Consider the following 23,170-nt stretch of genomic DNA (forward strand, 5'->3'; position numbering starts at 1 on the left):
ACCGCACACGGAATCGGCGCCGCCAGCAGTCGTGACCGCTGACGGCGCCGAGACCTCGGACGGACGCGCTACGGCGTCGCCGTGATCGACAGTCCGTCGAACTGGTTGATCGCCGACTGCGTCACGTCGTGCGACGTCGAGAAGATTCCGGCGTCTTGCGTCGCTGCCGCGGAGGCGAGGGTGACCGGCGAGCCGATCGGCACGTAGTTGACGCCGTCGTAGGAGTACGACGCCGTGTACGACGTGCCCGTGCGCGCGAGCTTCACCCAGATCGGCCGGAAGACGTCGACCGACGCCTTCGCTTCCGTATCGAGGTAGCCGTCGCCGTTCGCATCCCACTCGAACACCACCCCGTTGCGTGCCGTCACCGCGACGACCGCGTAGCCGGCCGACGAGCCGGCCTTCGTGATGTCGTTGCGGACCATCACGCCCGACTTCGCCGAGGCGTTCGCGTCGTTCACCGACACGACCCGTGCCGAGACCGCAGAGTTCGCGGTGAACGACCCGGCCTTGTAGATCGCCCCGAACTGGTCGGAGTGCTGACCGCCCGCGCCCCACACGTCCGCTCCGGCCGCGGCGATCCCGTAGGCGTCACCGGCCTGTCCGAAGTACGAGCTGACCGCGGAGGAGCCGGCCGTCGACAGGCCTTTGACGGGCGCATCCACCGGGCAGCCGGTGAACCCGAACTGGTTGGCGTTGAGCGACGTCCGGTACTGCGGCGCCACACCGGCCGCGCAGATCACGTCACGGGCGCCGGCGGGCCAGTTGGCACCGGAGACCTTGACGTTGTTGACCAGCGTGTTGTTGTGGGCCGCGGCGTTCGGGGCCGAGACCCCTCCGGAGTTGTACCAGTTGTTCTGGATGGTGTTGTCGCTGGTGTTGTTCCTCAGGCTGTAGGCGTTCGTGAAGACGAAGGAGCCGCCCTGGACCACGTTGTTCTCGTAGGTCATGTACCGCGATCCCTCGTCGAGGTAGAGCCCGACGCCCGAGATGTTGAACAGGTAGTTCTTGTCGACGACCGATCCGGGGCTGGCGGACAGGTTGTAGACCGAGCCGCCGTCTGCGAAACGCGCCTTCGTGTTGTGCACGAGATTGCCCTCGACCCGGTTGTCCTTCAGGGTCGTCGGCGTCGTGTAGAGCGTGTTCCATTTGTAGTAGCCGCGGTCGACGTAGTCGTTCGAGCCGCCCGCGTCGTTGATGCCCCAGCCGTAGCCGGTGTCGATCCCGTCGTAGGGGACGTTGGACACCTCGTTGTGCAGGATCTGGGCCCGCGTCACGTAGGTGCTCAGAATCCCGCTGTTGTCCTTGTAGTCCACCGACACCCGGTCGATCGTGTTGTCCTGGATGCGGATGTCCTGGTTGACCATGCGGGGATCGCTCGGGTGGTGCGCGTCGGGGAGGACGCCTCCGACCGCGATGCCGTGACCGCTGTCCTCCATGAACCGGTTGCCGACGACGGCGATGTTGCTGGCGCCGTAGCCGACTCCGTTCGCCATGGCGTTGGTGTCGTTTCCGATGCCGAGAGCCGACGATCCGAGGTTCGCGAACGTGTTGCCGGTGAACGAGATGCGGCTCGCCGCCGACACCTGCACGGCTCCGGGCTCCTGGTACCAGCTGGTGCGGGCGCGCTCGAACATCTCGCAACCGCGGGAGCAGCTGGTGAACGCGTCGGCGGGCCGGTAGTCGTAGGCGCCCTTGATGAAGAGGCCGTTCTGCTGGTCGGCGTAGCCGTCGGTCGACGGACCCAGCCACGAGGTGCCCGAGAACTGGATGCCCTCGAACGACAGACCGCTCACCGGCTTGTCGTAGGTGCCGCCGATGCTGATCAGCGACTGCAGACGAGGCAGGTCGATGTCGAGCTTGTTGGGGTCGACCCCGTCGGCCGGCTTGTAGTACAGCTTTCCGCCGTGCGGGTCGATGTACCACTGGTTGGTCTGCGTGAGGAAGGCGAGCGAGTTGTCGAGGTACCAGCTCGGTCCGGCCAGGAAGGAGTTCTGGACGGTGTCCCAGCCCCAGGTGTTGTTGTCCCACGCCGGCTGCGCCATCGTGATCTCGGTCAGGCTGATGCTCTGGACCGGCGAGCAGCGGTTGGTGAAGTCGCCGAGGGACTCGAACTCGATGCGGCTCTGGTCGGGGAGCCCGGCGAGGTACGCGAGCGCCGGGTTCTTGATCGTCAGACCGGTGGCGGTCGGCGTCACGTCGGCGTTGGCCAGGCGGATGGATGCGCGCGGGGCGATCACGCCGTCGACGTAGAGCTGGCGGGTGTCGAGCCCCGCCGGGGTGTCGGCGACCCAGATCCCGGCGCCGGCATCCGACTTCGTCCAGCCGGAGACGTCGGATGCTCCGCTGATGACCGGGTGCGCGCCGGGGGCGGCGGACCAGTGGACCGTGTTCGTGCCTCCGCCGTCGTCGGCGTCGAAGGTGAGGGGCTTGCTGAGGCGATACGTGCCGTCGGCCAGCTGCACGGTGACGTCACCGTGCTTGACCGATGGGCGCAGCACGTGCTGGGCGCGCTCGAGGGAGCACGGCTGCGACTGGGAGCAGTGCCCGGCGTCCTTGCCGTCGGGCGCAGCGTAGAAGATGGTCGCCGGCGCGGCCTGCGCCTTGAGCGGGATCAGCGCGGAGGCGATGACGGCTGCGGCTCCGAGGACCGCAAGCACTGCGGGTCGTCCTCGTCTCCTGGCCATCGATCGTCGCGAGTCTGACGTCAATGTCATGTTCGATCGCTTCCTGTTCTGGAGGGCGTCGGTGCCCCCTGAACAGGGTTAGCATACGTATGATGTTTACTGCAAGAGACGTATGATGTTTGCGTGGACCTGAGCGATCATGCCGGATCGGGGGCGAGGCCCGCCGCATCCAACTCCTCCCAGAGGGCCTCCGGGATGTCCGCTCGGTAGCGCTCGACGGTGCTGCGCACATGGTCTTCCGTGCGCATCCCTGTGACGACCGACACGACGGCGGGATGCCGCAGCGGGTACTGGATGGCGGCTGCGGGAAGGCTGACGCCGTGATCGCGGCAGGCGTCCGCGATCCGCCGTGCGCGCTCGACCACCTTCGCGGGCGCCGATCCGTAGTCGAAATGCGCAGCAGGGTCGATCGTCTCCGAGCTCAGCAGCCCGGAGTTGTAGACCGCCGCCGCGACGACACCGACGCCGCGTTCGGCCGCCAGGGGAAGCAGGTCGTCGAGCGCCGACGGGTCGAGCAGCGTGAAGCGGCCGGCCACCATGACCACGTCGACGTCGGTGCGGCGGACGAACTCCGCGAGCATCGCGGACTGGTTCATGCCGGCACCGATCGCTCCCACCACGCCCTGCTCGCGCAGCTCCACCAGTGCGTCGACGCCGGTGGTGGATGCGGCCGCCCAGTGGTCGTCCGGGTCGTGCAGGTAGGCCATGTCGAGCCGATCGGTGCCGAGTCGAGTGAGTGACTGCTCCACCGAGCGGAGGATGCCGTCGCGGCCGAAGTCCCAGACCCTGCGCGTGGCGGCCGGGACGACGAAGCCGTCGTCGTCGAGCCGGTCGGCGGTCTCCGGGCTGTCGACCAGCAGCCGTCCGACCTTGGAGGAGAGCGCGAAACCTGCGCGCGGCGTCTCGCCGAGGGCGCGACCGAGGCGGCGCTCGGAGAGGCCCAGCCCGTAGTGCGGCGCGGTGTCGAAGTACCGGAGGCCCTCCTCCCAGGCGGCGCCCACGGCGCCCTGAGCCTCCTCGTCGGTGGTCTCGCGGAAGAGGTTGCCGAGCTGGGCGGCGCCGAAGCCGAGTTCCGTCAGGTCGGTGCCGGTACGGAGGGTGCGGGTGGGCAGTGTCGGTGTCATCGCAGGGCCTTCTTCGTCGGAGGAGCAGAATCGCTTCCTTTCAGCATACGTATTATGTTTGGATCATTCGAGACGAGGACGTCACGCCGCGTCCGTTCCGGACAGGCGAGGGACGAGGAAGGAGCGGCCGGCGATGTTGGCGGCGAACTACGCAGGCGAGCGCACGATCACGATCGAGGAGCGGGAGGCGGCGGAGCTGCGACCAGGCGAGGTGCGGATCGCCGTCGCGTACGCCGGGATCTGCGGCACCGACCTGCACATCTACCACGGCGACATGGATGCGCGGGTCACGCTGCCGGCCACGATCGGCCACGAGATGTCCGGCACGATCTCCGCGATCGGCCCGGACGTCGAGGGCTGGGCGGTCGGAGACGCGGTGACGGTCATGCCGCTGGCGTGGGACGGCACCTGTCCCGCCTGCCGGGCGGGCAACGAGCACATCTGCCAGAACCTCGACTTCATCGGCATCGACAGCCCCGGCGCCCTCCAGCAGAGCTGGAACGTCCCGGCCTCCACGCTCGTCCGCCTGCCGGACGGGGTGTCACTGCGGGACGCGGCGCTGGTCGAGCCGGTCGCGGTGGCCGTCCACGACGTGCGCCGGTCGGAGCTCGCCCCTGGCGACCGGGCCGTCGTGATCGGCGCAGGTCCGATCGGCGTGCTCATCGCCACCGTCGCCAGCGCCTTCGGAGCCGAGGTCGTGATCGCGGAGATCGATCCCGGCCGCCGGGCCGCCGCGGAGGAGATGGGGCTGCGGACCCTCGACCCGAGTGCCGTTGACCAGGTCGCGTGGGTCGAGGAGTGGACCGGGGGAGCCGGCGCGGACGTGGTGTTCGAGGTCTCCGGCTCGGCGGCGGCTGTGCTCGGCGCGACGTCGCTGGCGAAGGTCCGCGGCACACTGGTCGTCGTCGCAATCCACTCCCAGCCGCGGCCGATCGATCTGCACCGGGTGTTCTGGCGCGAGCTCCGCATCCTCGGAGCTCGCGTGTACCAGCGGCAGGACTTCGAGCGGGCGGTGGAGCTCGTCGCGGGTGGCGACATCCCCGCCGACCGGCTGATCACCCGGGTGGTTCCGCTCGCCGAGACGGCGTCGGCGTTCGAGGCACTGGAGGCCGGCGGAGCGATGAAGATCCTCGTGGAGGTCGGCCGATGAGCGGCTTCGACCTCTCCGGCCGGCTGGCGGTCGTCACCGGGGCGAAGCGCGGCATCGGTTTCGCGATCGCGGAGGCGCTCGCCGCGGCGGGCGCCGACATCGTCGGCGTCTCCGCGACCCTCGACCCCGAGGGCTCCGCGATCGGCGACCGGGTGCGGTCGCTCGGGCGGAGCTTCGAGGGGCACCGCGTCGACTTCGCCGACCGCGGCCAGGTCAGCGCGTTCGCCGCGGAGCTCGCCGCCCGCGACCGTCACGCCGACATCCTCGTGAACAACGCCGGCACCATCCGGCGGGCCCCGGCGGCCGAACATCCGCTGGAGTGGTTCGACGAGGTGCTCGAGGTCGACCTGACGAGCGGGTTCGTGCTGAGCCAGGCGCTGGGCGGCCGGATGCTGGAAGCGGGCGGCGGCCGGATCGTCTTCACAGCCTCCCTGCTGTCGTTCCAGGGCGGCATCAACGTTCCCGGGTACGCCGCCGCGAAATCCGGGGTGGCCGGCCTCGTCCGCGCCCTCTCGAACGAGTGGGCCGGGAGGGGCGTGACGGTGAACGGCATCGCTCCCGGATACATCGCCACCGACAACACCCAGGCTCTCCAAGACGACGAGGATCGCTCGCGGTCGATCCTCGAGCGCATCCCGGCCGGTCGATGGGGCACGCCGGAGGACATCGGGGGAGCGGCCGTGTTCCTCGCGTCCGACGCCGCCCGGTACGTCTCCGGGGCGATCCTTCCCGTCGACGGCGGGTGGCTCGGGCGATGACGGACTTCGAACCGATCCTCCCCGTCGTCGTGATCGACGACGCGCGGGATGCCGAAGCGCTGGGTCGCGCGCTCCTCGCCGGCGGCATCCACCAGGCCGAGATCACGCTCCGGACTCCGGCCGCTCGGGGCGCCCTGCGCACCCTGGCGGGGGTGCCGGGGTTGCGCGTCGGCGTCGGCACCGTCCTGGACCCGGAGCAGGCGGAGGCCGCGATCGACGCCGGCGCCACCTTCGTCGTGAGCCCCGGGCTCTCCGAGTCCGTCCTCGCGGTGTGCGAGCGGCGCGGAGTGCACGCCGTTCCCGGCGCGGTGACGGCCACCGAGGTGATGCATGCCCGGTCGCTGGGGCTGCGCACGCTGAAGTTCTTCCCCGCCGAATCGTCGGGCGGGCCTGCGGCTGTGTCCGCGCTGTCCTCCGTGTTCCCGGACATCGCGTTCGTCCCGACCGGCGGCATCGACGCATCCAGCGCTGCCGGCTACCTCGCGCTGCCCTCCGTGATCGCCGTCGGCGGGAGTTGGATGGTGCCGCGCGCCGCCATCGCGGCCGGAGACTTCACCGGCATCGAGGTGCTGTGCCGGGCGGCGGTCGAGGCGGCGCGATGAGCGGCCACGTGCTCACCTTCGGCGAGACCATGGGTCTCTTCCGTGCGACGGAGCTCGGCGGACTCGCCGACGTGGAGAGCGCGAGGATCGGCACCGGCGGCGCCGACAGCAACGTCGCCATCGGCCTCAGCAGGCTCGGGATCCCGGCCGCCTGGGTCGGACGGGTCGGCGCCGACGGACTCGGGCGGAGGGTGGTGCAGGACATCCGCGGTCAGGGGGTGGATGCGCGCCCGATCGTCGATCCCGAGCATCCCACCGGGCTGATGATCAAGGAGAAGCGCACTCCGCACACCACCAAGGTGTGGTTCTACCGCTCGGGAAGCGCGGGCGGCCGGCTGCGGCCGGCGGACATCGACCGCGAGCTGATCGAGACCGCCGCGCTGGTGCACGTCACCGGTATCACCGCATCCATCTCCGGGTCCGGTCGCGAGACCGTCCATGCCGTGCTGGACGCGGCACGCGCCGCGGGCGTCCCCGTGTCGTTCGACGTGAACCATCGGAAGGCGCTCTGGCCGAGTGGGGATCCGGCGCCGGTGTACCGGGAGGTCGCCGCATCCGCCGACGTGATCTTCGCGGGGGACGACGAGGCCGCCCTGCTTCTCGGCCTTCCCGCGGGCGACATCGCGGGCCTCGTCGACGGGATGCGCGCCCTCGGGCCGTCGACGGCGGTCCTGAAGCGCGGGGCGGCGGGCAGTGCGGCCTCCGACGGCGGAGCGCTCGTGGAGCATCCCGCGCGGCAGGTGCCGGTCGTCGACACGGTCGGCGCGGGCGATGCCTTCGTCGCGGGCTTCCTCGCGGCCCGCCTGCGCGGGGAGACGCTGCCCGAGTGCCTGGCCCTCGCTACGAGCGCGGGCGCGTTCGCGTGCCTCGGCTGGGGCGACTGGGAGAGCATGCCGCGGATGGACGAATTGGCGCTCCTCGACGACTCCGAGCCGGTGTCGCGCTGAACGCTTGGCAAACATCATACGTATGCCCTATAGTCTGAATCACGCCTCCTCGGAGTCGTCAACGAAGTCGACAAGACAAGGACATCTCATGGTCGGAATCCACACTGTGGTGCGTTCACGCCGTAGGCCGGCGCTGACCGTCGCCGCACTTGGCGCCGCGACGGCGCTCCTGGCCCTCACCGGTTGCAGTACCGGCGGGAGCTCGGCGAACGGGTCGTACGGCTTTCCCGAAGCCAAGCAGGACACCTCCTCGACGATCACCGTCTGGGTGGACGCGGACCGTCAGGCCGCGGCGAAGGCATTCGAGAAGGCGAACCCGGACACCAAGATCAAGGTCGTCACCTACGACGGGTCGGCCAACGGCTCCAACTCCTTCAGGACGAAGATGCAGCTCTTCGACCGCGCCGGCAGCGGCTGGCCGGACGTGGTCTTCTCCAGCCAGAACAACGACGCCGCCTGGGCGAGCCAGAAGAGCAACGGCAAGCAGGCCTTCGCCGCGGTGCTCGACAAGGGGCTCGTCCCCAAGGACACCCTCGACAACTTCACCGAGGGCGCCCTCAACCCCTGCACCGTCAACGGTCAGGTGTACTGCCTCCGCAACGACCTCGCCCAGGCCGTGCTCTGGTACGACAAGACCCTGATGGACAAGTTCGGCTACGCCGTCCCCACCACCTGGGAGGAGTACCAGGCGCTCGGCGAGAAGGTCGCGACCGAGCACCCCGGTTACATCATCGGAACCGCCGGTGACGCCTGGACGCCCGAGGTGTTCATGTGGGGCAGCAAGTGCCAGGCCAACGACATCACCGGCCCGAAGTCGGTGACCGTCAAGACCGACAGCACCGAGTGCAAGCGCGCCGCCACCCTGCTCGACACGCTCCGCGAGAACAAGACGGTCCCGGCCGTCAGCGTCTTCACCCCGGAGTTCGTCAAGAGCTACGCGGGCAGGGTGCTGATGATGCCCGGCCCGGCCTGGTACGCCGGCGCCATCTTCAACAACCCGCAGTCGCTGAACGTGCCCGCGGGCGAGCTCGGCGTCGCTGCCCCGCTGCCCTGGAAGGGCGAGGACAAGGCCGTGACCGGCAACGTCGGCGGCGGCACCTGGTTCATCTCCAGCCACTCCAAGAACCTTAAGGCCGCCGAGAAGTTCGCGCAGTTCGTGACGACCTCCGACGACTACCAGGTGGATGTCGCCCCCGGCTACCCGGCGTACGCGCCGGCGGCCAAGAAGTGGGTCGAGAAGCAGGAGGCCAGCAAGTACTACGCCACCTCGCTGCAGCCGGTCGTCACGGCCGCTTCGCAGGTGTGGGACGGCTGGGGGTTCGGCATCTTCAGCCAGGAGGCGGTCTGGGCCAAGACGATGACCCCGGCCATCACCGGCGGGAAGTCGATCGAGAGCCTGCTGCCGACCTGGCAGGAAGCCATCGCGAACCAGGCCAAGGTCGACGGATACAAGGTGAACTGACATGACCCTCGCTCCACCGAGCGACCAGCTGGCCGCCGGCGCCCCTGAGCGCCGGCGGTCGGCCCGGCTTCGCGGCCGGGCACCGGGACGCACGCCCATCGGCTACGTCTTCGTCTCGCTCTACGCCCTGCTCGCCATCGCCTTCGGCATCCTGCCCGCCCTGTACGCGGTGCTGCTCGCCTTCACCCGGGCGGACGGCGGATTCGCCGGCATCGACAACTTCATCACGGTCGTCACCGACTTCCGGTTCTGGCCGGCCGTGCTGCACGTGACGATCTACCTCGTCATCTGGCTGATCGGCCTGGTGGTGTTCGTCGTGCTGCTCGCGCTCGTGGTCCACGCCCTGCGCGTGCGCTGGGCGAGCACGAGCCTCCGGTTCATCTACTACCTGCCGGGGGCGCTCGCCGGCGCCTCCAGCGTCCTGCTCTGGCTGTTCGTGCTCGACCCGACGGCCAGCCCGGTCAGCGGACTGCTCCGGCTGATGGGCCTGAACAGCTTTGTGCAAGTCATCCAGCCCGGCAACCTTCCTGCCATCTTCGCCATCATCGCGTTCTGGACGGGCGCGGGCGGCTGGATCGTCATCATGTACGGCGCGCTCAACAACATCAGCACCGACGTGATCGAGGCGGCGCGCATCGACGGGGCCAACGCCGTGCAGATCGCCCTCCGCATCCAACTGCCGATGCTGCGCAAGTGGATCGCGTACATGGGGGTGATGTCGCTGGCGGCCGGCACGCAGCTGTTCGTCGAGCCCCAGTTGCTCAGCCAGGCGAGCAACGCCGTGGTCCCCAACGACTACTCGCTCAACCAGCTCGCCTACCAGTACGCGTTCCAGCAGAACGACTTCAACGGCGCCGCCGCGATCTCACTGCTGCTGCTGATCGTCGCGCTCCTGCTGTCCTGGGTGTTCGTCACCCGCGGCGGCCTGTTCGAGAAGGAATGACCATGACCGCACTCACCGCAGAGCGCCGCCGCGCCAGTCTGCGCGGCTGGAGCGGACGCTCCATCGCGGGCGTCATCCTCGCCGTCTTCGTGCTGTTCTTCGCCATCCCGATCGTCTGGCTGCTCTTCGCGGTGACCAAGTCGTCCAAGGCGCTGATCGTCGCCAACCCGTTCTCGATCGGCTCGTGGTCGGACTTCGTCGCCAACTGGAACCAGCTGTTCGGCTTCCAGGACGGCGCGGTGACGCTGTGGATCGGCAACTCGGCGCTGTACTCGATCGGCGCGCTGATCATCACGCTGATCGTCAGCATCCCGGCCGGCTACGCGCTGGCGCTGACCGAGTTCCGGCTCCGCAAGGCGCTGCTCGTGCTCACCCTCGTCGTCATGCTCATCCCGAGCACGGCGCTGGTGCTGCCGATCTTCCTGGAGCTCAACAGCGTCGGCCTGATCGGGAGTCCGCTGTCGGTGATCCTGCCGATGTCGTTCTTCCCGTTCGGCGTCTACCTGACGTACATCTACTTCTCGACGAGCATCCCGCGCGACCTGCTCGCAGCCGCGCGGATCGACGGCTGCACCGAGTTCCAGGTGTTCACCAGGGTCGCACTTCCGCTGGCCGCTCCGATCGTCGCGCTGGTGGCGTTCTTCAGCTTCGTGCAGAACTGGAACAACTTCTTCCTGCCGTTCGTCATGCTCCCCTCGAGCGACGGCTACCCGATCCAGGTCGGGCTGACCTCGCTGCTGTCGGCGACCCCGGCCTTCAACCCCAGTTCGGCGGGTTCCGACTCGGTCCAGCTGCCGACGTTGGCGCTGGCGACGATCGTGTCGATCCTGCCCGTCCTGATCGTCTTCCTGTTCTCGCAGCGGTTCCTCGTCTCGGGGATGACCGCGGGAGGGACCAAGGAATGAGCACGTCCGCACCGAAGGAGAACCACCGATGAAGATCACGGGCTATCGCAGTCTGAGCACCGTCCACGACTGGGGCCGGGTCACCGGCGACGTCAACGGCGTGCAGACGGGCAACACGACGCCCGTCCCCGTGCTGCTCATCGAGACCGACAGCGGTATCGAAGGGGTCGGGGTCGGAGCGCATGCCGACATCGCCCGGGTGTTCCCGGCGGTCGAGGGGGAAGATCCCCGATCGGTCGTCGCCCTCTACGACCGGATGCTCGACTGGGTGTTCAAGGCCGGCCACTCCGGGACCACGTTCGGCACGATCGGCGCCATCGATATGGCGTTGTGGGACCTCAAGGCGAAGGCGGCGGACGAGCCGCTCTGGCGGATGCTCGGTGCGCGCGAGCGGTTCGTGCCCGGGTACGCCTCCGGACTCGAGTACGGCCTGACCGACGACGAGCTGTCCGACCTCTACGGCCGGTTCGCCGACCGCGGGTTCAAGGCGGGCAAGCTGAAGGGCGGCCGCGACCTCGACCGCGACCTCCCGCGCTTGGAGTTGTTGCGCGACATCCTCAGCCGCAACTCACGGCATCCCGCACTCATGTTCGACGTCAACGAGTCGTGGAACCACGCGCAGGCCGCACGCTATGTCGGCGCCATCGAGGAGCGCCTCGACCTCACCTGGATCGAGGAGCCCCTGCGCCGATGGGATGCGGCGGGCATGTCCTCGCTGCGCGGCAAGATCCGCGCGGCCGTGGCGAGCGGCGAGAACCTGACCGGCCTGGAGCAGTACCGGCCGCTGCTCGACAGCGGAGCGGTGGATGTCGTCCAGGTCGGCAACGTCTGGGGCATCACGCACCTGCTCCGCGTCGCGACCCTCGCCCACGGGCACGACCTGCCGGTGAGCCCGGTCACCTACAACACCAACCCGGCCGCCCATGCCGCCGCCGCCATCCCCAACCTGCTCACGCACGAGGTGCAGGACCTCTCCTTCCCCGTCGGCCTCGACGTGGACCAGGAGTTCGACGACGGCGGCATCGTCCTCGGCGACCGCCCGGGGATCGGCATCATCGTGGACGAGGCCAAGCTGACGGGGGAGGGCGGAACGCCCGCTCCTCCCGCGACCGGTCCGCACATCCGCCCGGAGCGCGCCGCACTGCGGCTGGTGGCCGAGCCGGATGTCATCGACGACCCGACCGTGCCGCTGAGGCCGGTCTCGTGAGCGGCGAGCCGCAGCGCTTCGCCTTCGTCGTCGGCGTCCGGCCCGAGAAGCGCGAGGAGTACCTCGAACTGCACAGCGCCGTGTGGCCGGGCGTCGAGGCGAAGCTGACCGAGTGCAACATCCGCAACTACAGCATCTTCGTCTTCGGCGACATCCTCTTCGCCTACTACGAGTACGTCGGCGACGATCACGCCGCCGACATGCAGCGGATCGCGGACGACCCGGTGTCGCAGGAGTGGTGGACCCACACCGACCCGTGCCAGGTCCGGATCGCCGACGAACGCGACCCGGGCTCCCTCTGGCAGCCGATCGACGAAGTGTGGCACCTGCGATGACCGACCGGATCGACGCGCACGTGCACCTGTGGGACCGCTCCACCGATCCGCAGGACTGGATCGATCCGGTCACGATGCCGGCGATCGACCGCGACTTCGGCACGGACGACCTGCAGGGGATGCTGGCGGCGACGGGGATGGACCGCGCCGTGCTGGTGCAGGCGAGCAACAGCCTCGAGGAGAGCGTCCGGCTCTCGCGAAGCGACCCGCAGGTCGTGGCGGGCCTGGTCGCCTGGGTCGACCTCGCGGAGGACGTCGGCGCCCAGCTCGATGAGGTGCGTGCGGGATCGATTCCGGTCGTCGGCATCCGGCATCTGGCCCACATCGACCCGGACCCCGAGTGGATGCTGCGCGCCGACACCGCCGCCGGTCTCGCCGCCCTCGGTCGCGAAGGGCTGGTCTTCGATCTCGTGATCCGCGACTGGCAGCTGGAGCAGGCGGCGCGCGTCGCCGCCCGCAACGACGGCGTCTCGTTCGTGCTCGACCACCTCGGCGGTCCGCTCGCCGAGGACGCGGAGGCGTCGCGATGGGAGGCGGGGCTGCGTGCGCTCGCGGCCCTCCCTAACGTCTCGGCCAAGGTCTCCGGGCTCACGTCGGGGCTGGTGTCGGGCACGTGGACGGCCGACGACCTTCGCGGTATCGTCTCGACGGCGCTGGAGGCGTTCGGTCCCGACCGCCTGCTCTACGGCTCCGACTGGCCGCTCGCCGAGCTCGGCGGTGGCGCTCCCGCGTGGCGCGCGGCGTTCGACACGCTGGTCTCCGAACTGTCTCCGGCAGAGCAGGACGCCCTGCTGGGCGGCAACGCGGTCCGGGTCTACTCGCTCGCCTGAACCTCTTCGCGCGCCTGGTCCGGCCGGGCGCCGGGCGCGTGATCCGGAAGCCGGCGACGCTCCCACGAGATGTGGATGTGATCGTGCATGGCCCGCTCGGCGGCGGCCGCATCCCCGCTGGCGATGGCCTCGACGATGGCCGCGTGCTCGTCCAGGGTCAACGCAACGGCGTCCGGCGGGTTGATGCCCTGGTACCGGCTGGACTCGACGGCCCTCTTGTAGAGGTGCTTGGCGATGTTCTCGGCGAGGCGGTTGCCGGAGATCTCCATGAGCGCGTAGTGGAAGACCACGTCGGCCTGCCGGAAGGAGTCCGTCTCCGACTCGCTCTCGCGCATCGCCGTGAGCGCGTTCTCGAGGCGCCGGAGTCCGTCGGCCGTGTGGGAGCGGGCGACAGCGCCCGCCATCGCCGATTCCAGGCTCGCGCGCACGACGGTCAGCTCATCGAGCACGCCGAGGCTCTCGTCGTTGTCGATGAGGGCCGAGAGCACCACCGGGTCGAGCATGTTCCAGTAGCCGGGCGCCTGGACCTGCGTGCCGCGGCCCTGGGACACGATCACCAGGCCCTTCTCCTCCAGCCGCTTCACGGACTCGCGGAGGACCGTGCGGCTGACCCCGAAGTGCTCGCTCAGCGGGCCCTCCGGCGGCAGGAGGTCGCCCTCCTTCAGCTGGCCCGTGACGATGATCTCGACGAGCTCGGCGACGACGGCGACGCCCAGTCGCGCGGCGGGCAGCCGCTGCGGGATGAGCCGGGCTGCAGCGTCGGAGTCGGTCGCCATAGGTATGACCTTAGCGCTCAGACCTCCGTGTGGCCCAGACGCGGTTCCGGCACGAAGGCGGCGACGGCCTCGGCGGCGGACTCCAGCTCCAGCACGATCAGCTCGTTCGCGCCGGCGCGGAGGACGCCGCGCGGGACGAACAGCGTCTCCTGCGGTCCGCGCGTCCAGTACCGGCCGAGATGGAAGCCGTTGATCCAGGCGACGCCCTTGCCCCATCCCGTCGTGTCGAGGAAGAGCGGGCACGGCTCGTCCAGGCCGAAGACAGCGCGGGCGAACACGGGACCGGCCAGACGTTCGGGCGTCTGGGCGCCCGCGGCGTCGAGGGCATCGCGCACGGGCGCGAGCGACGACAGCTCGAGCGGGAGCACGCTCCACCGGCGCAGCTCCTCGCCGTTGAGCTGCACCGGGCCGATGAGTCCCTTGGGCTCGCCGATGCGGGGACCGTAGTCGACGCGGCCCTGGTCCTCGACGAGCACGGTGAGCGTTCCGCGGCTGGGGGAGAGGGCGATGGCCGAGTCGTGGTGGTCGCGGGCGAGCACGCCGAGGCGGCTGGTTCCGACCGAGACGTACGCGCGGTCGCGGACCTCACCGAACTCCAGCACCGCGGGCTCGGTCGTGTCGATCTCGGTGCGGTACAGGCCGAGACCGCTGTAGTGGCCCAGCTCGTCGAACGTCGGCAGCGAGTCCGTGTGCGACCACTCGCCCAGCCTGTCGGCGACCGACCAGAGTGGAACCGAGGAGCCGAACGGCACGGTGAACGCGGGCGCAGCCGCGGCCGCGACCGGCTCGAGCTCCGGCACCGGCGCGTACTGCGCGATCACATCGCGGAACGCCCAGAACTTCTCGGTCGGCTCGCCCGCCTCGTCGAGCGGGGCGTCGTAGTCGTAGCTGGTGACGATCGGCTGGTAGACGCCCTTGTCGTTGGCGCCGTTGGTGAAGCCGAAGTTCGTGCCGCCGTGGAACATGTACAGGTTGACGGATGCGCCCAGCGCGAGCAGCGCATCCAGGTCGGCCGCCGACTCCTCCACCGAGGTCGTGTGGTGGTGACCGCCCCAGCTGTCGAACCAGCCGTCCCAGAACTCCGAGCACATCAGCGGACCGGTCGGCTGGTGCCGACGCAGCGTCGCCAGCCGCTCGCGCGAACGGGAGCCGAAGGAGGCGGTCTTCAGCAGCTCCGGCAGCGAGCCGTTCTCGAGCATGTCGTCCTGCGGCTGGTCGACCGTGGTCAGCGGCACCGTGATGCCGGCGCCGCGGATGACCTCGACCAGCTGACGCAGGTACTCCTTGTCGTCGCCATACGCGCCGTACTCGTTCTCGACCTGCACGAGCAGCACCGGGCCGCCCTCGGTCACCTGCAGCGGCCGGACGATGTCCAGCACGTTCCGCAGATACGCGGAGAGCGCGGCGACGAACCGCGGCTCCGACCGGCGGATGCCGACCTCGGGATCCGTGAAGAGCCACGCGGGCAGACCGCCGTTGTCCCATTCGGCGCAGATGTACGGCCCCGGGCGGACGATCGCGTACATCCCCTCGTCGGCCACCGTCTTCAGGAACCGGGCGAGATCGAGCGCGCCGTCCGCACGCCACTCGCCGGGGCGCGGTTCGTGCGCGTTCCACGGCACGTAGGTCTCGATCGTGTTGAGCCCCATCAGGCGCGCCTTGTGGATGCGGTCCGCCCAGTCGTCCGGGTGCACGCGGAAGTAGTGCAGCGCTCCGGAGAGGATGCGGAACGGCTCGCCGTCGAGGACGAAGTCATCGCCCGCGATCTCGAAGGTGGTCATGGTTCTCCTGAAAGGTGGGAAGGCCGTGGCCGGCCGCGGCGTGCGCGACCGGCCACGGAGGTACTGCTCTTACTTGCCGGTGACCGTGAAGCCCTGCTGGTTGCCGTACTCCACCAGCGCCTTCTGCCAGGCCTGCAGGCCGGGGTTGAGGCTGGAGTTCGACGTGTAGGACTGTCCGACCGTGTCGCCGTAGATGCTGTTCGCGTAGACCTGGAACGGCAGGTACTGCCACCCGGTCGACACGTTCTTGGCGCCGTCCACCAGCACCTCGTTGATCTTCTGGCCGCCGAAGTACTCGGGGGCGGAGGCGAGGAACTCGGAGGAGTTGAGGTCCTTCGTGGTCGACGGGAAGCCGCCGGACTCGAGGAACACCTTGATGCTGTCCTCGTCGTTGTTCAGCCACTTGAGGAAGCCGGCCGCGAGAGCCTGGTTCTTGCTCTGCTTGAGCACGACCTGGCCGCCGCCGCCGTTCTCGGCGTTGACCGGCTTGCCGTCATAGGTCGGGATCGGGGCGACACGCCACTGACCCGCGCCGTCCTTCACCGACGACTCGAGCACGCCGGGCATCCACGCGCCGGTGATCAGCGTGGCGATGGAGCCGTTGCCGAGCGCCTTGAACCAGTCGTCGCTCCAGCCGGGGACGCTGGAGAGCAGCTTGCCCTCGACCAGCTTGTCCCAGGTGCCCGTCCACTTCTTGGTGCCCTCGTCCTGGAGGTTGATCGACACCTTGGTGCCGTCCACGTTGAACGGGCGGCCGCCCGCCTGCCAGATCATCGAGGTGGTGAAGCCGGAGTCGCCGGAGTCGCTGGTGATGTAGGCGTTCGGGTCGGCGGCGTGCAGCTTCTGCGCGGCCGCGACGTACTCGTCCCACGTCTTCGGCACGGCGATGCCGTTCTTGTCGAAGACGGTCTTGTTGTAGAACATCGCCATGGGGCCGGAGTCCTGCGGGAGGCCGACCAGCTTGCCGCCGACGTTCACCGAGCCCCACGGGCCGGGGGTGTAGTCGTCCTGCAGCTTGTCGAACCCGTACTGCTTGAGGTCGACGAGCGAGTCGGAGAGGGCGAACTGCGGGATGGCGTAGTACTCGACCTGCGCCACATCGGGGGCGCCCGATCCGGCCTTGATCGCGTTCTGCAGCTTCGTGTACTCGGTGGTGTTCGTGCCGGCGTTGACCAGCTTGACCTTGACCTTCGGGTACTCCTTCTCGAACGCGGCGACCTGGGCCTCCGCCGACGGGGTCCACGACCAGTACGTGATGGTCCCGCCCTGCTTGAGGGCCGCGTCGATGTCGGAGGCGCTTCCGCCGCCGGACGAGGTGCCGCCCGAGCAGGCGGCCAGGGAGGCGGCGGCGACGGCGCCGACCACCGCGGCGGTGACGACCCGGGCGATGCGCCGGGACGCGAGAGTGCTCTTCATGAGCTTCCTTTCACTTCTTCGTGGAATGAGATTGCGGATGGGGGATGGGGTTACTGCTTGACGCTTCCGGCGGCCAGACCCGACTGCCAGTAGCGCTGGAGCACCAGGAACGCGGCCACGATCGGGACGATCGTGATGAGCGATCCGGTGATCACGAGGTTGAAGATCGGCTGGGCGCCGACCCCGGTCGCCTGCGCGCTCCACTGGCTGAGGCCCACCGTGAGGGGGTACCAGGTGGGGTCGCTCAGCATGATGAGCGGCAGGAAGTAGTTGTTCCAGGTGGCGACGATCGCGAATAGTGCGACCGTGACGATGCCGGGCGCGAGGAGCCGCAGCGAGATGGTGAAGAACGTGCGGAACTCGCCTGCCCCGTCCATCCGCGCCGCCTCCAGCAGCTCGGTCGGGATGGCCTCGCTCGCGTAGGTCCAGATGAGGTAGAAGCCGAACGGGCTGATGAGCGAGGGCAGGATCACCGACCACGGGGTGTTGGTGAGCCCGGCCTGGCTGAACAGCAGGAACGTGGGGACGGCCAGGGCGGTCCCGGGGACCGCGATCGCTCCGAGCACGACGGCGAACACCGCCCGCTTGCCGGGGAAGTTGTACTTGGCCATGCCGTAGCCGGCGACCGTGGCGAGCAGCGTCGCCCCGCCGGCGCCGACGACCACGTAGAGCAGGGTGTTGCCCAGCCACTGCACGAAGATGCCGCCGCGGTAGGTGAACGTGTCGGCGATGTTCTGGAAGAGGTTGAAGTCCTTGCCGAACCAGAGCCCGAACGACGAGTAGAGGTCCGGCTGGGTCTTCGTCGCGTTGACGATCAGCCAGATGAGCGGCACGAACGAGTAGATGACGAAGAGCACCATCACGATCGTCAGCACCGGCGACTTGCGGATGCGGCGGCCGGAGGACGCGCCGTCCCGGACCCGCGCGGCGGCACGGGACGGGGCCTTGCGGGGGCGGGTGCTGCGGGTGTCGGTCAGGGTGGCCATCAGCGGGCCTCCTTCCTCGTGCCGCGCAGCTGCACCACGTAGGCGATGACGGCGGTCAGGACGCCCATCACGATCGCGACGGTCGCGGCGTAGTTGAACTGCTGGCCGGCGAACGAGAGGTTGTAGGCGTACATGTTCGGGGTGAAGTAGCTGCTGATCGCGTTGGGCGCCAGCTGCTTGAGCAGGTTCGGCTCGTTGAAGAGCTGGAAGCTGCCGATGATCGAGAAGATCGTCGCGATCACGAGGGCGCCGCGGATGGCGGGGAGCTTGATGCTGAACACGGTGCGGAACGCTCCGGCACCGTCGATCTCGGCCGCCTCGTACAGCTCGGTCGGGATGACGCGCAACGCCGCGTAGAAGATGAGCATGTTGTAGCCCATGAACTCCCAGGTGACGATGTTGCCGATGGAGGCGAGCACCCACTGCCCGCTGAGCGGCGCGAGCCCGGTGCCGAGCAGCTGGTTGATGCTCGCGGTCAGACCGAACTGGTCGCCGTAGATGAAGCCCCAGATCAGCGCGGCCACCACACCGGGCACGGCGTAGGGGAGGAAGAGCGCGATGCGGAAGAAGCCGGCGCCGTGCAGTCGCGCACTGTCGAGCGCGAGGGCGGCGACCAGCGAGAGGACCAGCATGATCGGCACCTGCACGACGAGGAACAGCGAGACGCGGCCGAGGGATGCCCAGAACTTCTCGTCCTGGAACACGGCGACGTAGTTGCCGAGGCCGACGAACGCGTTGCCGCCGATGAGCTGCTGGCGGAAAAGGCTGAGGTAGATCGCGTAGACGACCGGCGCGATGATCATCGCCGCGAAGACGACCATGAAGGGGGCCACGAAAGCCCAGCCGCGCCAGTCGCGGCGCGACCGGCGGCCGCGGCGGGGGGTGCCGGGCGCGGTGGCCCGCGTGAGGGACGTCGTTGTCATGTCTTCCCTGGGTTCGAGATCGGTGTGCGGATGTTTACGTCAACATCGTGGCGGCTACTCTAACATGTTCACGTCAACATGATGCAAGGTCGTGTGGAACACTCGTGTTGAACACCGAGAAGTGGAGACCATGGCAGAGTCGCTCGCCGAATCCCCGTCCGCCCGTGCAGCGGCACGCAAACGCGGTCCGTCGCTGGGCGATGTCGCGGCGCACGCAGGGGTCTCGACGCAGACCGTCTCGCGGGTGGCGAACGGCCTCACCAACGTCGAGGAGACGACGCGTCAGCGCGTCCTCGCCTCCATGCAGGTGCTCGGCTACCGCCCCAACCGGGCGGCGCGGGCGCTGCGGTCCGGCCGCTTCCGCAACATCGGCGTCGTCATGTTCACCCTGTCGTCCTACGGCAACATGCGGACCCTGGACGCCATCGCCGTGTCCGCGGCGACCGCCGGCTACTCGATCACGGTCGTCCCGGTCGAACGCCCGACACAGCAGGATGTGAGCGTCGCGCTCAGCCGGCTGCTCGAGCAGGCGGTCGACGGCATCATCGTCGTGATCGAGGCGCACATCGTCGATCGAGCCGACGTCGAGCTCCCGTCCGGGCTGTCCGTCGTGGTCGTCGACTCGACCGAGCGCTCCGACTATCCGCAGGTCGACACCGACCAGGCGGAGGGTGCGCGGCAGGCCACCCAGCACCTGCTCGACCTCGGCCATCGGACCGTCTGGCACATCTCCGGCCCGGGGGACTCGTATTCGGCCGCACGACGGGAGGAGTCGTGGCGCCGGACGCTCGAAGAGGCCGGCGCGCCGGTCCCGGAGGTCTTCCGCGGCGACTGGTCGACTGCCGCCGGATACCGGCACGGTCAGGAGATCGCCGCGCGCCCCGAGATCACGGCCGTGTTCGCGGCGAACGACCAGATGGCGCTCGGCGTGCTGCGCGCACTGCACGAGGCGGGCCGGCGCGTGCCGGAGGACGTCAGCGTCGTCGGGTTCGACGACATGGCGGAGTCGGACTCGTTCTGGCCGCCGCTGACGACCATCCACCAGGAGTTCGAGGCCATCGGCCGCCGCGCCCTCGAACTGCTCATCGCCGAGATCGAAGCGCGGCCCGAGCCGGTGCGCTCCTCGGTGCTGCACACACGCCTGGTCGTGCGCGCGAGCACGGCGGCCCCGCCGCCTCCCGCCTGACGCACGGCCCTGTCACCGTCGGAGATCCCGCCCCCACCGTCGGAGATCCGGCCCGACCGCCCCCGAATCTCCATCCGCACCGCGGTCCGTCGGAGATTTCGGCCACTTTCTCCGACGTTACGAGCGGGCCGCTACGAGGGCTCTTCGTCCGCTTCGAGCGACTCGTCCGCATCCACGAAGTCGTCGTCGGTCTCGGTCGCCTCGGTTGCCGCCGCGGCCTGCGCCTCCGCAAGCTCGCTCGCCTCGTCCTCGTGCCGGTGCCTCGCCATGGGTTCCCCTCTCGACACCTGCATCATAGAAGCTCACCGCGAACGGACGCCCGGGCAAACGAAAAGCCCCGGCCGTAGCCGGGGCTTCTGTACTGTCTCAACCAGTGGTGTGTGTAGAAACACAGTGCGCCACGAGGGATTCGAACCCCCAACCTTCTGATCCGTAGTCAGATGCTCTATCCGTTGAGCTAGTGGCGCATGACCCGCACGCGGACCGGATACGAGCTTACATGACGGCATCCAAGACCGCCAATTGACGGCGGAGGGCGACCTGGCGGTACGACGTCTCGATCAGCTCGAAGGTCTCCGACCAGTCCGGGGCACTCCGGTCGAGGTCGATGGCGAGCCAGCCGCTCGGGCCCCAGTACTTCGGGACGAACACGCGCTCGTCCTCACGCCAGGCCGGCGCCTCCGCGGGATCCGGCTTGAATACGAGTGTGTCGGGGCGGTCCATCGATGCCCCGAGCACGGCGAACGCTCGGCCCTTCTCGCCGGCTTTCCACGAGGGGCGGCCGTGGTTCAGCGTCTCGACGGCTTCGGGCAGGCCCAGGCAGAGGCTTCGGATGCGCTTCACCAGAGCATCGCCCTCCTCGAAGAGCAGTGGATGCTCCATCAGCGCGTCCTCCTCACCGGAAGACCTCGTCCAGGAAGCAGACCAGCGCCCGCCAGCTGCGAGCGTCGGCGAGCGGACGGTATCGGTCCGTGCCCGGAATGGTGAACGCGTGCGGCGCACCGGAGTACGTGTTGACCTGCCAGTCGACGTGCGGGGCGCCCCGCAGCTCCTCCTGGAACGCGACAACCGCCTCGTCGGGAACGACGGGGTCGTCGCCGCCGGTCAGCACCAGGAGGGATGCGGCGATCTGCGCCGCATCGGACGGGTCGTGCGCGATCAGGCCGCCATGGAACGAAGCGACGCCGCGCGCCGGGGCGCCCGTGCGCGCGAACTCGAGCGCGGCCGTCCCCCCGAAGCAGTAGCCGATGACGGCGAGGCGCGCGGGGTCGACGGCGGGATGCTGCTGCAGCCAGCTGAAACCGGCCGCGACCCGGGCGCGGAGCAGCGCCAGGTCGTTGTAATACTTGCCCGCCTCTGCGGGCGCCGCGTCTCCGGCCGGACGTACGCCGGCGCCGTAGAGGTCGGCGGCGAACGCGACGTATCCGGAGCGCGCCAGCATCTGGGCGCGCATCCGCACGTTGTCGCCGACACCGTGCCAGTCGTGCAGCACCAGCACCGCCGGGCGTCGCTCGTCGGCCTGCGCGTCGCGCGCCAGGTATCCCTCGAGGGGAACGCCCGCGTGTTCGTACGCCACCGTCTCGGCCTCGATGACCGAACGCTCACCGATCGGAACCTGCTCGAGCAGGGCCTGGAAGGCGGGGGCGAGAGCGGGCGACGGGCTGTCGTTCGTCACAGGGCGGCTCCTGGGTCGTCACGTCACGCGGACGGCAGGCGCCGTCGGCGGCCGGGTCTGCTGTGACGTGGTCGCGGAGTGCGCGCGGGAGCCCTCGGGTGCGGGTCGGGTTCCCACACCTTCACACTACCGCGGGTTCCCTCGGAGCACGACGGACGTACGATGGGCCACATGGCCACGGAGTTCAGCGATCAGACGGATGCGAGCCGCTTCGCGATGCACGTCGACGGCGAGCTCGTCGGCGTGCTCGACTACCGCATCCTCGGCGACTCGATTTCGCTGACGCGGGCCTTCACCGTGCCTCACCACCGGGGCAAGGGGTATGCCGCGCAGCTCGTCGAGTACGCGGTGGGCGAGACCGAGAAGCGTGGGACGCTGCGGATCGTGCCGATGTGCTGGTACGTGGCCGACTGGTTCGAGGCGCACCCGGAACGCGCTTCTCTCCTGCAGCGCCGGGCCGGCTGACCGCCCGATGACGGGGGAGGGAGACGCGGTCCCCAGCCGTCTGGTCGCGCGGGTGTCGCGGTTCGGAGATCCGACGGCCATGGTGCAGGCCCGCGAGGCGGTGCGTCCCCCGCGGGGCAACGAGGTCGTCGTGCGGGTCACGCACGCCTCCTTGGGCGCGACGGATGTGCTGGCCCGGCGCGGCGGGTACGTGCTGCAACCGGCTCCCGGCTTCATCACGGGATACGACTTCGTCGGCGAGCTCCTGACGGAGTCGGCGGTGTCGGTCGCCTTGGGCCTGCGCGTCGGCGCCCGCGTGGTCGCCGCGCTTCCGCGGATGGGCTCTCACGCGACGTTCGTGACGGTCGCCCCGACGCTGCTCGTCGCGCTTCCCGCGGGCCTTGACCCGGCGAAGGCCGCGGTGCTCCCGCTCGACGGGGTGACCGCGGGTCACGCCCTCGCGCTCGCCGGTGCGGGGGACAGCATCCTGGTGCAGGGTGCGTCCGGAGCCGTCGGGATGCTCGCCGCACAGCTGGCCCTTCACGCCGGACGGACCGTGATCGGCACCGCCTCCGCCCGCAGCCGCGACGCGATCGCCGATCTCGGTATCCCGCTGGTCGACTACGGCTCTCCCGACTGGCCCGCCCGGGTCCGCGAGGCAGCGGGCGGTGGCGTGGATGCGGCGATCGACCACACGGGCTCGCCGCGCGTCCGCGAGGTGCTCGCGCGCGAGGGCGTGCTCGTCCGCACGGGCTTCGCCGGACGCGCCGGGCAGGAACGGGCCGACGCCGTCCGCGGATTCGCCCGGGCGGCGCGCGACCGGTCGGAGCGTATCTGCAGCGCCCCGCTGTTCATCGCGACCCGACGCACCGCCTACCGCCGCCTCCTCGCGTCGCTCCTCGCCGACGTCGCCGACAGCGGGTTGCGCACTGCGCGGCCGGTAGTGATCCCGTTCTCCGAGGTGTGGGAGGCGCACCGGGCCGCCGAGTCCGCGCCACCGGGGCGTAAGGTCGTCCTCGCGATGGTCTGAGCC

General features: G+C 69.5%; 23 protein-coding genes and 1 tRNA gene. 13 read left to right on the forward strand and 11 right to left on the reverse strand.

The genetic code is table 11. The features are described from left to right. Window positions 1-68: 68 nt before the first annotated feature. Together J2Y42_RS06100 and J2Y42_RS06105 are read right to left on the reverse strand one after the other, a co-directional pair. On the reverse strand, window positions 69-2,660 hold the full coding sequence (locus J2Y42_RS06100) for a right-handed parallel beta-helix repeat-containing protein (protein ID WP_309855901.1): 2,592 nt from the start codon (window positions 2,658-2,660) through the stop codon (window positions 69-71). Between the two features lie 164 nt (window positions 2,661-2,824). Further along, window positions 2,825-3,811: an aldo/keto reductase gene (locus J2Y42_RS06105; RefSeq protein WP_309855902.1), complete on the reverse strand. Its 987-nt coding sequence runs from the start codon at window positions 3,809-3,811 to the stop codon at window positions 2,825-2,827. A 133-nt stretch (window positions 3,812-3,944) separates the two neighbouring features. Between J2Y42_RS06105 and J2Y42_RS06110 the strand changes: the two genes are divergently transcribed. The 10 genes from J2Y42_RS06110 to J2Y42_RS06155 all read left to right on the forward strand — a co-directional run bounded on the left by J2Y42_RS06110 (window position 3,945) and on the right by J2Y42_RS06155 (window position 12,950). Next, the gene (locus tag J2Y42_RS06110) at window positions 3,945-4,961 is read left to right on the forward strand and encodes an alcohol dehydrogenase catalytic domain-containing protein (protein WP_309855904.1); all 1,017 of its coding nucleotides are present in this window, start codon (window positions 3,945-3,947) and stop codon (window positions 4,959-4,961) included. Beyond that, window positions 4,958-5,719: an SDR family oxidoreductase gene (locus J2Y42_RS06115; RefSeq protein WP_309855906.1), complete on the forward strand. Its 762-nt coding sequence runs from the start codon at window positions 4,958-4,960 to the stop codon at window positions 5,717-5,719. Before J2Y42_RS06110 ends, J2Y42_RS06115 begins: the two co-directional genes overlap by 4 nt. Next, window positions 5,716-6,321: a bifunctional 4-hydroxy-2-oxoglutarate aldolase/2-dehydro-3-deoxy-phosphogluconate aldolase gene (gene eda / locus J2Y42_RS06120; protein ID WP_309855908.1), complete on the forward strand. Its 606-nt coding sequence runs from the start codon at window positions 5,716-5,718 to the stop codon at window positions 6,319-6,321. Before J2Y42_RS06115 ends, eda begins: the two co-directional genes overlap by 4 nt. Next, window positions 6,318-7,268, forward strand: coding sequence for a sugar kinase (locus tag J2Y42_RS06125; protein WP_309855910.1), 951 nt, complete (start codon window positions 6,318-6,320; stop codon window positions 7,266-7,268). The genes eda and J2Y42_RS06125 overlap by 4 nt, the downstream gene beginning before the upstream one ends. 88 nt (window positions 7,269-7,356) lie before the next feature. Then, a complete protein-coding gene (locus J2Y42_RS06130; protein ID WP_309855912.1) occupies window positions 7,357-8,730 on the forward strand; it encodes an extracellular solute-binding protein in 1,374 nt (457 codons plus the stop codon). Window position 8,731: 1 nt separating this feature from the next. Then, the gene (locus J2Y42_RS06135; protein WP_309855914.1) at window positions 8,732-9,673 is read left to right on the forward strand and encodes a sugar ABC transporter permease; all 942 of its coding nucleotides are present in this window, start codon (window positions 8,732-8,734) and stop codon (window positions 9,671-9,673) included. 2 nt (window positions 9,674-9,675) lie between these two features. After that, window positions 9,676-10,578 (forward strand): carbohydrate ABC transporter permease, encoded by a 903-nt coding sequence (locus tag J2Y42_RS06140; protein ID WP_309855916.1) that lies wholly within the window; start codon window positions 9,676-9,678, stop codon window positions 10,576-10,578. Between the two features lie 28 nt (window positions 10,579-10,606). Beyond that, complete coding sequence (locus J2Y42_RS06145) at window positions 10,607-11,785, forward strand: mandelate racemase/muconate lactonizing enzyme family protein (RefSeq protein WP_309855918.1); 1,179 nt, start codon at window positions 10,607-10,609, stop codon at window positions 11,783-11,785. Beyond that, window positions 11,782-12,120, forward strand: coding sequence for an L-rhamnose mutarotase (locus J2Y42_RS06150; RefSeq protein WP_309855920.1), 339 nt, complete (start codon window positions 11,782-11,784; stop codon window positions 12,118-12,120). The genes J2Y42_RS06145 and J2Y42_RS06150 overlap by 4 nt, the downstream gene beginning before the upstream one ends. Next, window positions 12,117-12,950, forward strand: a complete 834-nt coding sequence (locus J2Y42_RS06155) for an amidohydrolase family protein (protein ID WP_309855922.1) — start codon at window positions 12,117-12,119, stop codon at window positions 12,948-12,950. The genes J2Y42_RS06150 and J2Y42_RS06155 overlap by 4 nt, the downstream gene beginning before the upstream one ends. On the opposite strand, the gene J2Y42_RS06160 is transcribed toward J2Y42_RS06155, so the two are convergent. From J2Y42_RS06160 to J2Y42_RS06180, 5 genes are all read right to left on the reverse strand, one after another. Beyond that, window positions 12,935-13,726 (reverse strand): FCD domain-containing protein, encoded by a 792-nt coding sequence (locus J2Y42_RS06160; RefSeq protein ID WP_309855924.1) that lies wholly within the window; start codon window positions 13,724-13,726, stop codon window positions 12,935-12,937. The genes J2Y42_RS06155 and J2Y42_RS06160 overlap by 16 nt on opposite strands. Before the next feature lie 17 nt (window positions 13,727-13,743). Next, the gene (locus tag J2Y42_RS06165; RefSeq protein ID WP_309855926.1) at window positions 13,744-15,507 is read right to left on the reverse strand and encodes a beta-galactosidase; all 1,764 of its coding nucleotides are present in this window, start codon (window positions 15,505-15,507) and stop codon (window positions 13,744-13,746) included. A 69-nt stretch (window positions 15,508-15,576) separates the two neighbouring features. Next, the gene (locus J2Y42_RS06170; RefSeq protein WP_309855927.1) at window positions 15,577-16,923 is read right to left on the reverse strand and encodes a sugar ABC transporter substrate-binding protein; all 1,347 of its coding nucleotides are present in this window, start codon (window positions 16,921-16,923) and stop codon (window positions 15,577-15,579) included. Between the two features lie 50 nt (window positions 16,924-16,973). Continuing rightward, window positions 16,974-17,909, reverse strand: coding sequence for a carbohydrate ABC transporter permease (locus tag J2Y42_RS06175; protein WP_309855928.1), 936 nt, complete (start codon window positions 17,907-17,909; stop codon window positions 16,974-16,976). Continuing rightward, the gene (locus J2Y42_RS06180; RefSeq protein WP_089915357.1) at window positions 17,909-18,832 is read right to left on the reverse strand and encodes a carbohydrate ABC transporter permease; all 924 of its coding nucleotides are present in this window, start codon (window positions 18,830-18,832) and stop codon (window positions 17,909-17,911) included. The genes J2Y42_RS06175 and J2Y42_RS06180 overlap by 1 nt, the downstream gene beginning before the upstream one ends. Before the next feature lie 130 nt (window positions 18,833-18,962). Here J2Y42_RS06180 and J2Y42_RS06185 point away from each other — a divergent pair, with 130 nt between their 5' ends. Then, window positions 18,963-20,018: a LacI family DNA-binding transcriptional regulator gene (locus J2Y42_RS06185; protein ID WP_309855930.1), complete on the forward strand. Its 1,056-nt coding sequence runs from the start codon at window positions 18,963-18,965 to the stop codon at window positions 20,016-20,018. A 131-nt stretch (window positions 20,019-20,149) separates the two neighbouring features. Here the strand turns inward: J2Y42_RS06185 and J2Y42_RS06190 are convergent, their stop codons facing one another. From J2Y42_RS06190 to J2Y42_RS06205, 4 genes are all read right to left on the reverse strand, one after another. After that, window positions 20,150-20,287 (reverse strand): hypothetical protein, encoded by a 138-nt coding sequence (locus J2Y42_RS06190; protein WP_018189338.1) that lies wholly within the window; start codon window positions 20,285-20,287, stop codon window positions 20,150-20,152. A gap of 125 nt (window positions 20,288-20,412) precedes the next feature. Then, window positions 20,413-20,485, reverse strand: a tRNA-Arg gene (locus J2Y42_RS06195). Window positions 20,486-20,513: 28 nt separating this feature from the next. Then, window positions 20,514-20,900 (reverse strand): MmcQ/YjbR family DNA-binding protein, encoded by a 387-nt coding sequence (locus J2Y42_RS06200; RefSeq protein WP_309855931.1) that lies wholly within the window; start codon window positions 20,898-20,900, stop codon window positions 20,514-20,516. Window positions 20,901-20,913: 13 nt separating this feature from the next. Further along, window positions 20,914-21,693 (reverse strand): dienelactone hydrolase family protein, encoded by a 780-nt coding sequence (locus J2Y42_RS06205; RefSeq protein ID WP_309855933.1) that lies wholly within the window; start codon window positions 21,691-21,693, stop codon window positions 20,914-20,916. A gap of 171 nt (window positions 21,694-21,864) precedes the next feature. On the opposite strand from J2Y42_RS06205, the gene J2Y42_RS06210 reads away from it, so the two are divergent. Further along, window positions 21,865-22,158 (forward strand): GNAT family N-acetyltransferase, encoded by a 294-nt coding sequence (locus tag J2Y42_RS06210; RefSeq protein ID WP_396427138.1) that lies wholly within the window; start codon window positions 21,865-21,867, stop codon window positions 22,156-22,158. Between the two features lie 79 nt (window positions 22,159-22,237). After that, the gene (locus J2Y42_RS06215; RefSeq protein ID WP_309855937.1) at window positions 22,238-23,167 is read left to right on the forward strand and encodes a zinc-binding dehydrogenase; all 930 of its coding nucleotides are present in this window, start codon (window positions 22,238-22,240) and stop codon (window positions 23,165-23,167) included. Window positions 23,168-23,170: the final 3 nt, after the last annotated feature.

Source organism: Leifsonia sp. 1010, from assembly GCF_031455295.1.
Lineage (GTDB): Bacteria > Actinomycetota > Actinomycetes > Actinomycetales > Microbacteriaceae > Leifsonia.

Coding starts and splice junctions, on each gene's coding strand:
- J2Y42_RS06105 (WP_309855902.1), bottom strand. CDS start 3,811: ATGACACCGACACTGCCCACCCGCACCCTCCGTACCGGCACCGACCTG.
- J2Y42_RS06110 (WP_309855904.1), top strand. CDS start 3,945: ATGTTGGCGGCGAACTACGCAGGCGAGCGCACGATCACGATCGAGGAG.
- J2Y42_RS06115 (WP_309855906.1), top strand. CDS start 4,958: ATGAGCGGCTTCGACCTCTCCGGCCGGCTGGCGGTCGTCACCGGGGCG.
- eda (WP_309855908.1), top strand. CDS start 5,716: ATGACGGACTTCGAACCGATCCTCCCCGTCGTCGTGATCGACGACGCG.
- J2Y42_RS06125 (WP_309855910.1), top strand. CDS start 6,318: ATGAGCGGCCACGTGCTCACCTTCGGCGAGACCATGGGTCTCTTCCGT.
- J2Y42_RS06130 (WP_309855912.1), top strand. CDS start 7,357: ATGGTCGGAATCCACACTGTGGTGCGTTCACGCCGTAGGCCGGCGCTG.
- J2Y42_RS06135 (WP_309855914.1), top strand. CDS start 8,732: ATGACCCTCGCTCCACCGAGCGACCAGCTGGCCGCCGGCGCCCCTGAG.
- J2Y42_RS06140 (WP_309855916.1), top strand. CDS start 9,676: ATGACCGCACTCACCGCAGAGCGCCGCCGCGCCAGTCTGCGCGGCTGG.
- J2Y42_RS06145 (WP_309855918.1), top strand. CDS start 10,607: ATGAAGATCACGGGCTATCGCAGTCTGAGCACCGTCCACGACTGGGGC.
- J2Y42_RS06155 (WP_309855922.1), top strand. CDS start 12,117: ATGACCGACCGGATCGACGCGCACGTGCACCTGTGGGACCGCTCCACC.
- J2Y42_RS06160 (WP_309855924.1), bottom strand. CDS start 13,726: ATGGCGACCGACTCCGACGCTGCAGCCCGGCTCATCCCGCAGCGGCTG.
- J2Y42_RS06165 (WP_309855926.1), bottom strand. CDS start 15,507: ATGACCACCTTCGAGATCGCGGGCGATGACTTCGTCCTCGACGGCGAG.
- J2Y42_RS06170 (WP_309855927.1), bottom strand. CDS start 16,923: ATGAAGAGCACTCTCGCGTCCCGGCGCATCGCCCGGGTCGTCACCGCC.
- J2Y42_RS06175 (WP_309855928.1), bottom strand. CDS start 17,909: ATGGCCACCCTGACCGACACCCGCAGCACCCGCCCCCGCAAGGCCCCG.
- J2Y42_RS06180 (WP_089915357.1), bottom strand. CDS start 18,832: ATGACAACGACGTCCCTCACGCGGGCCACCGCGCCCGGCACCCCCCGC.
- J2Y42_RS06185 (WP_309855930.1), top strand. CDS start 18,963: ATGGCAGAGTCGCTCGCCGAATCCCCGTCCGCCCGTGCAGCGGCACGC.
- J2Y42_RS06190 (WP_018189338.1), bottom strand. CDS start 20,287: ATGGCGAGGCACCGGCACGAGGACGAGGCGAGCGAGCTTGCGGAGGCG.
- J2Y42_RS06200 (WP_309855931.1), bottom strand. CDS start 20,900: ATGGAGCATCCACTGCTCTTCGAGGAGGGCGATGCTCTGGTGAAGCGC.
- J2Y42_RS06210 (WP_396427138.1), top strand. CDS start 21,865: ATGGCCACGGAGTTCAGCGATCAGACGGATGCGAGCCGCTTCGCGATG.
- J2Y42_RS06215 (WP_309855937.1), top strand. CDS start 22,238: ATGGTGCAGGCCCGCGAGGCGGTGCGTCCCCCGCGGGGCAACGAGGTC.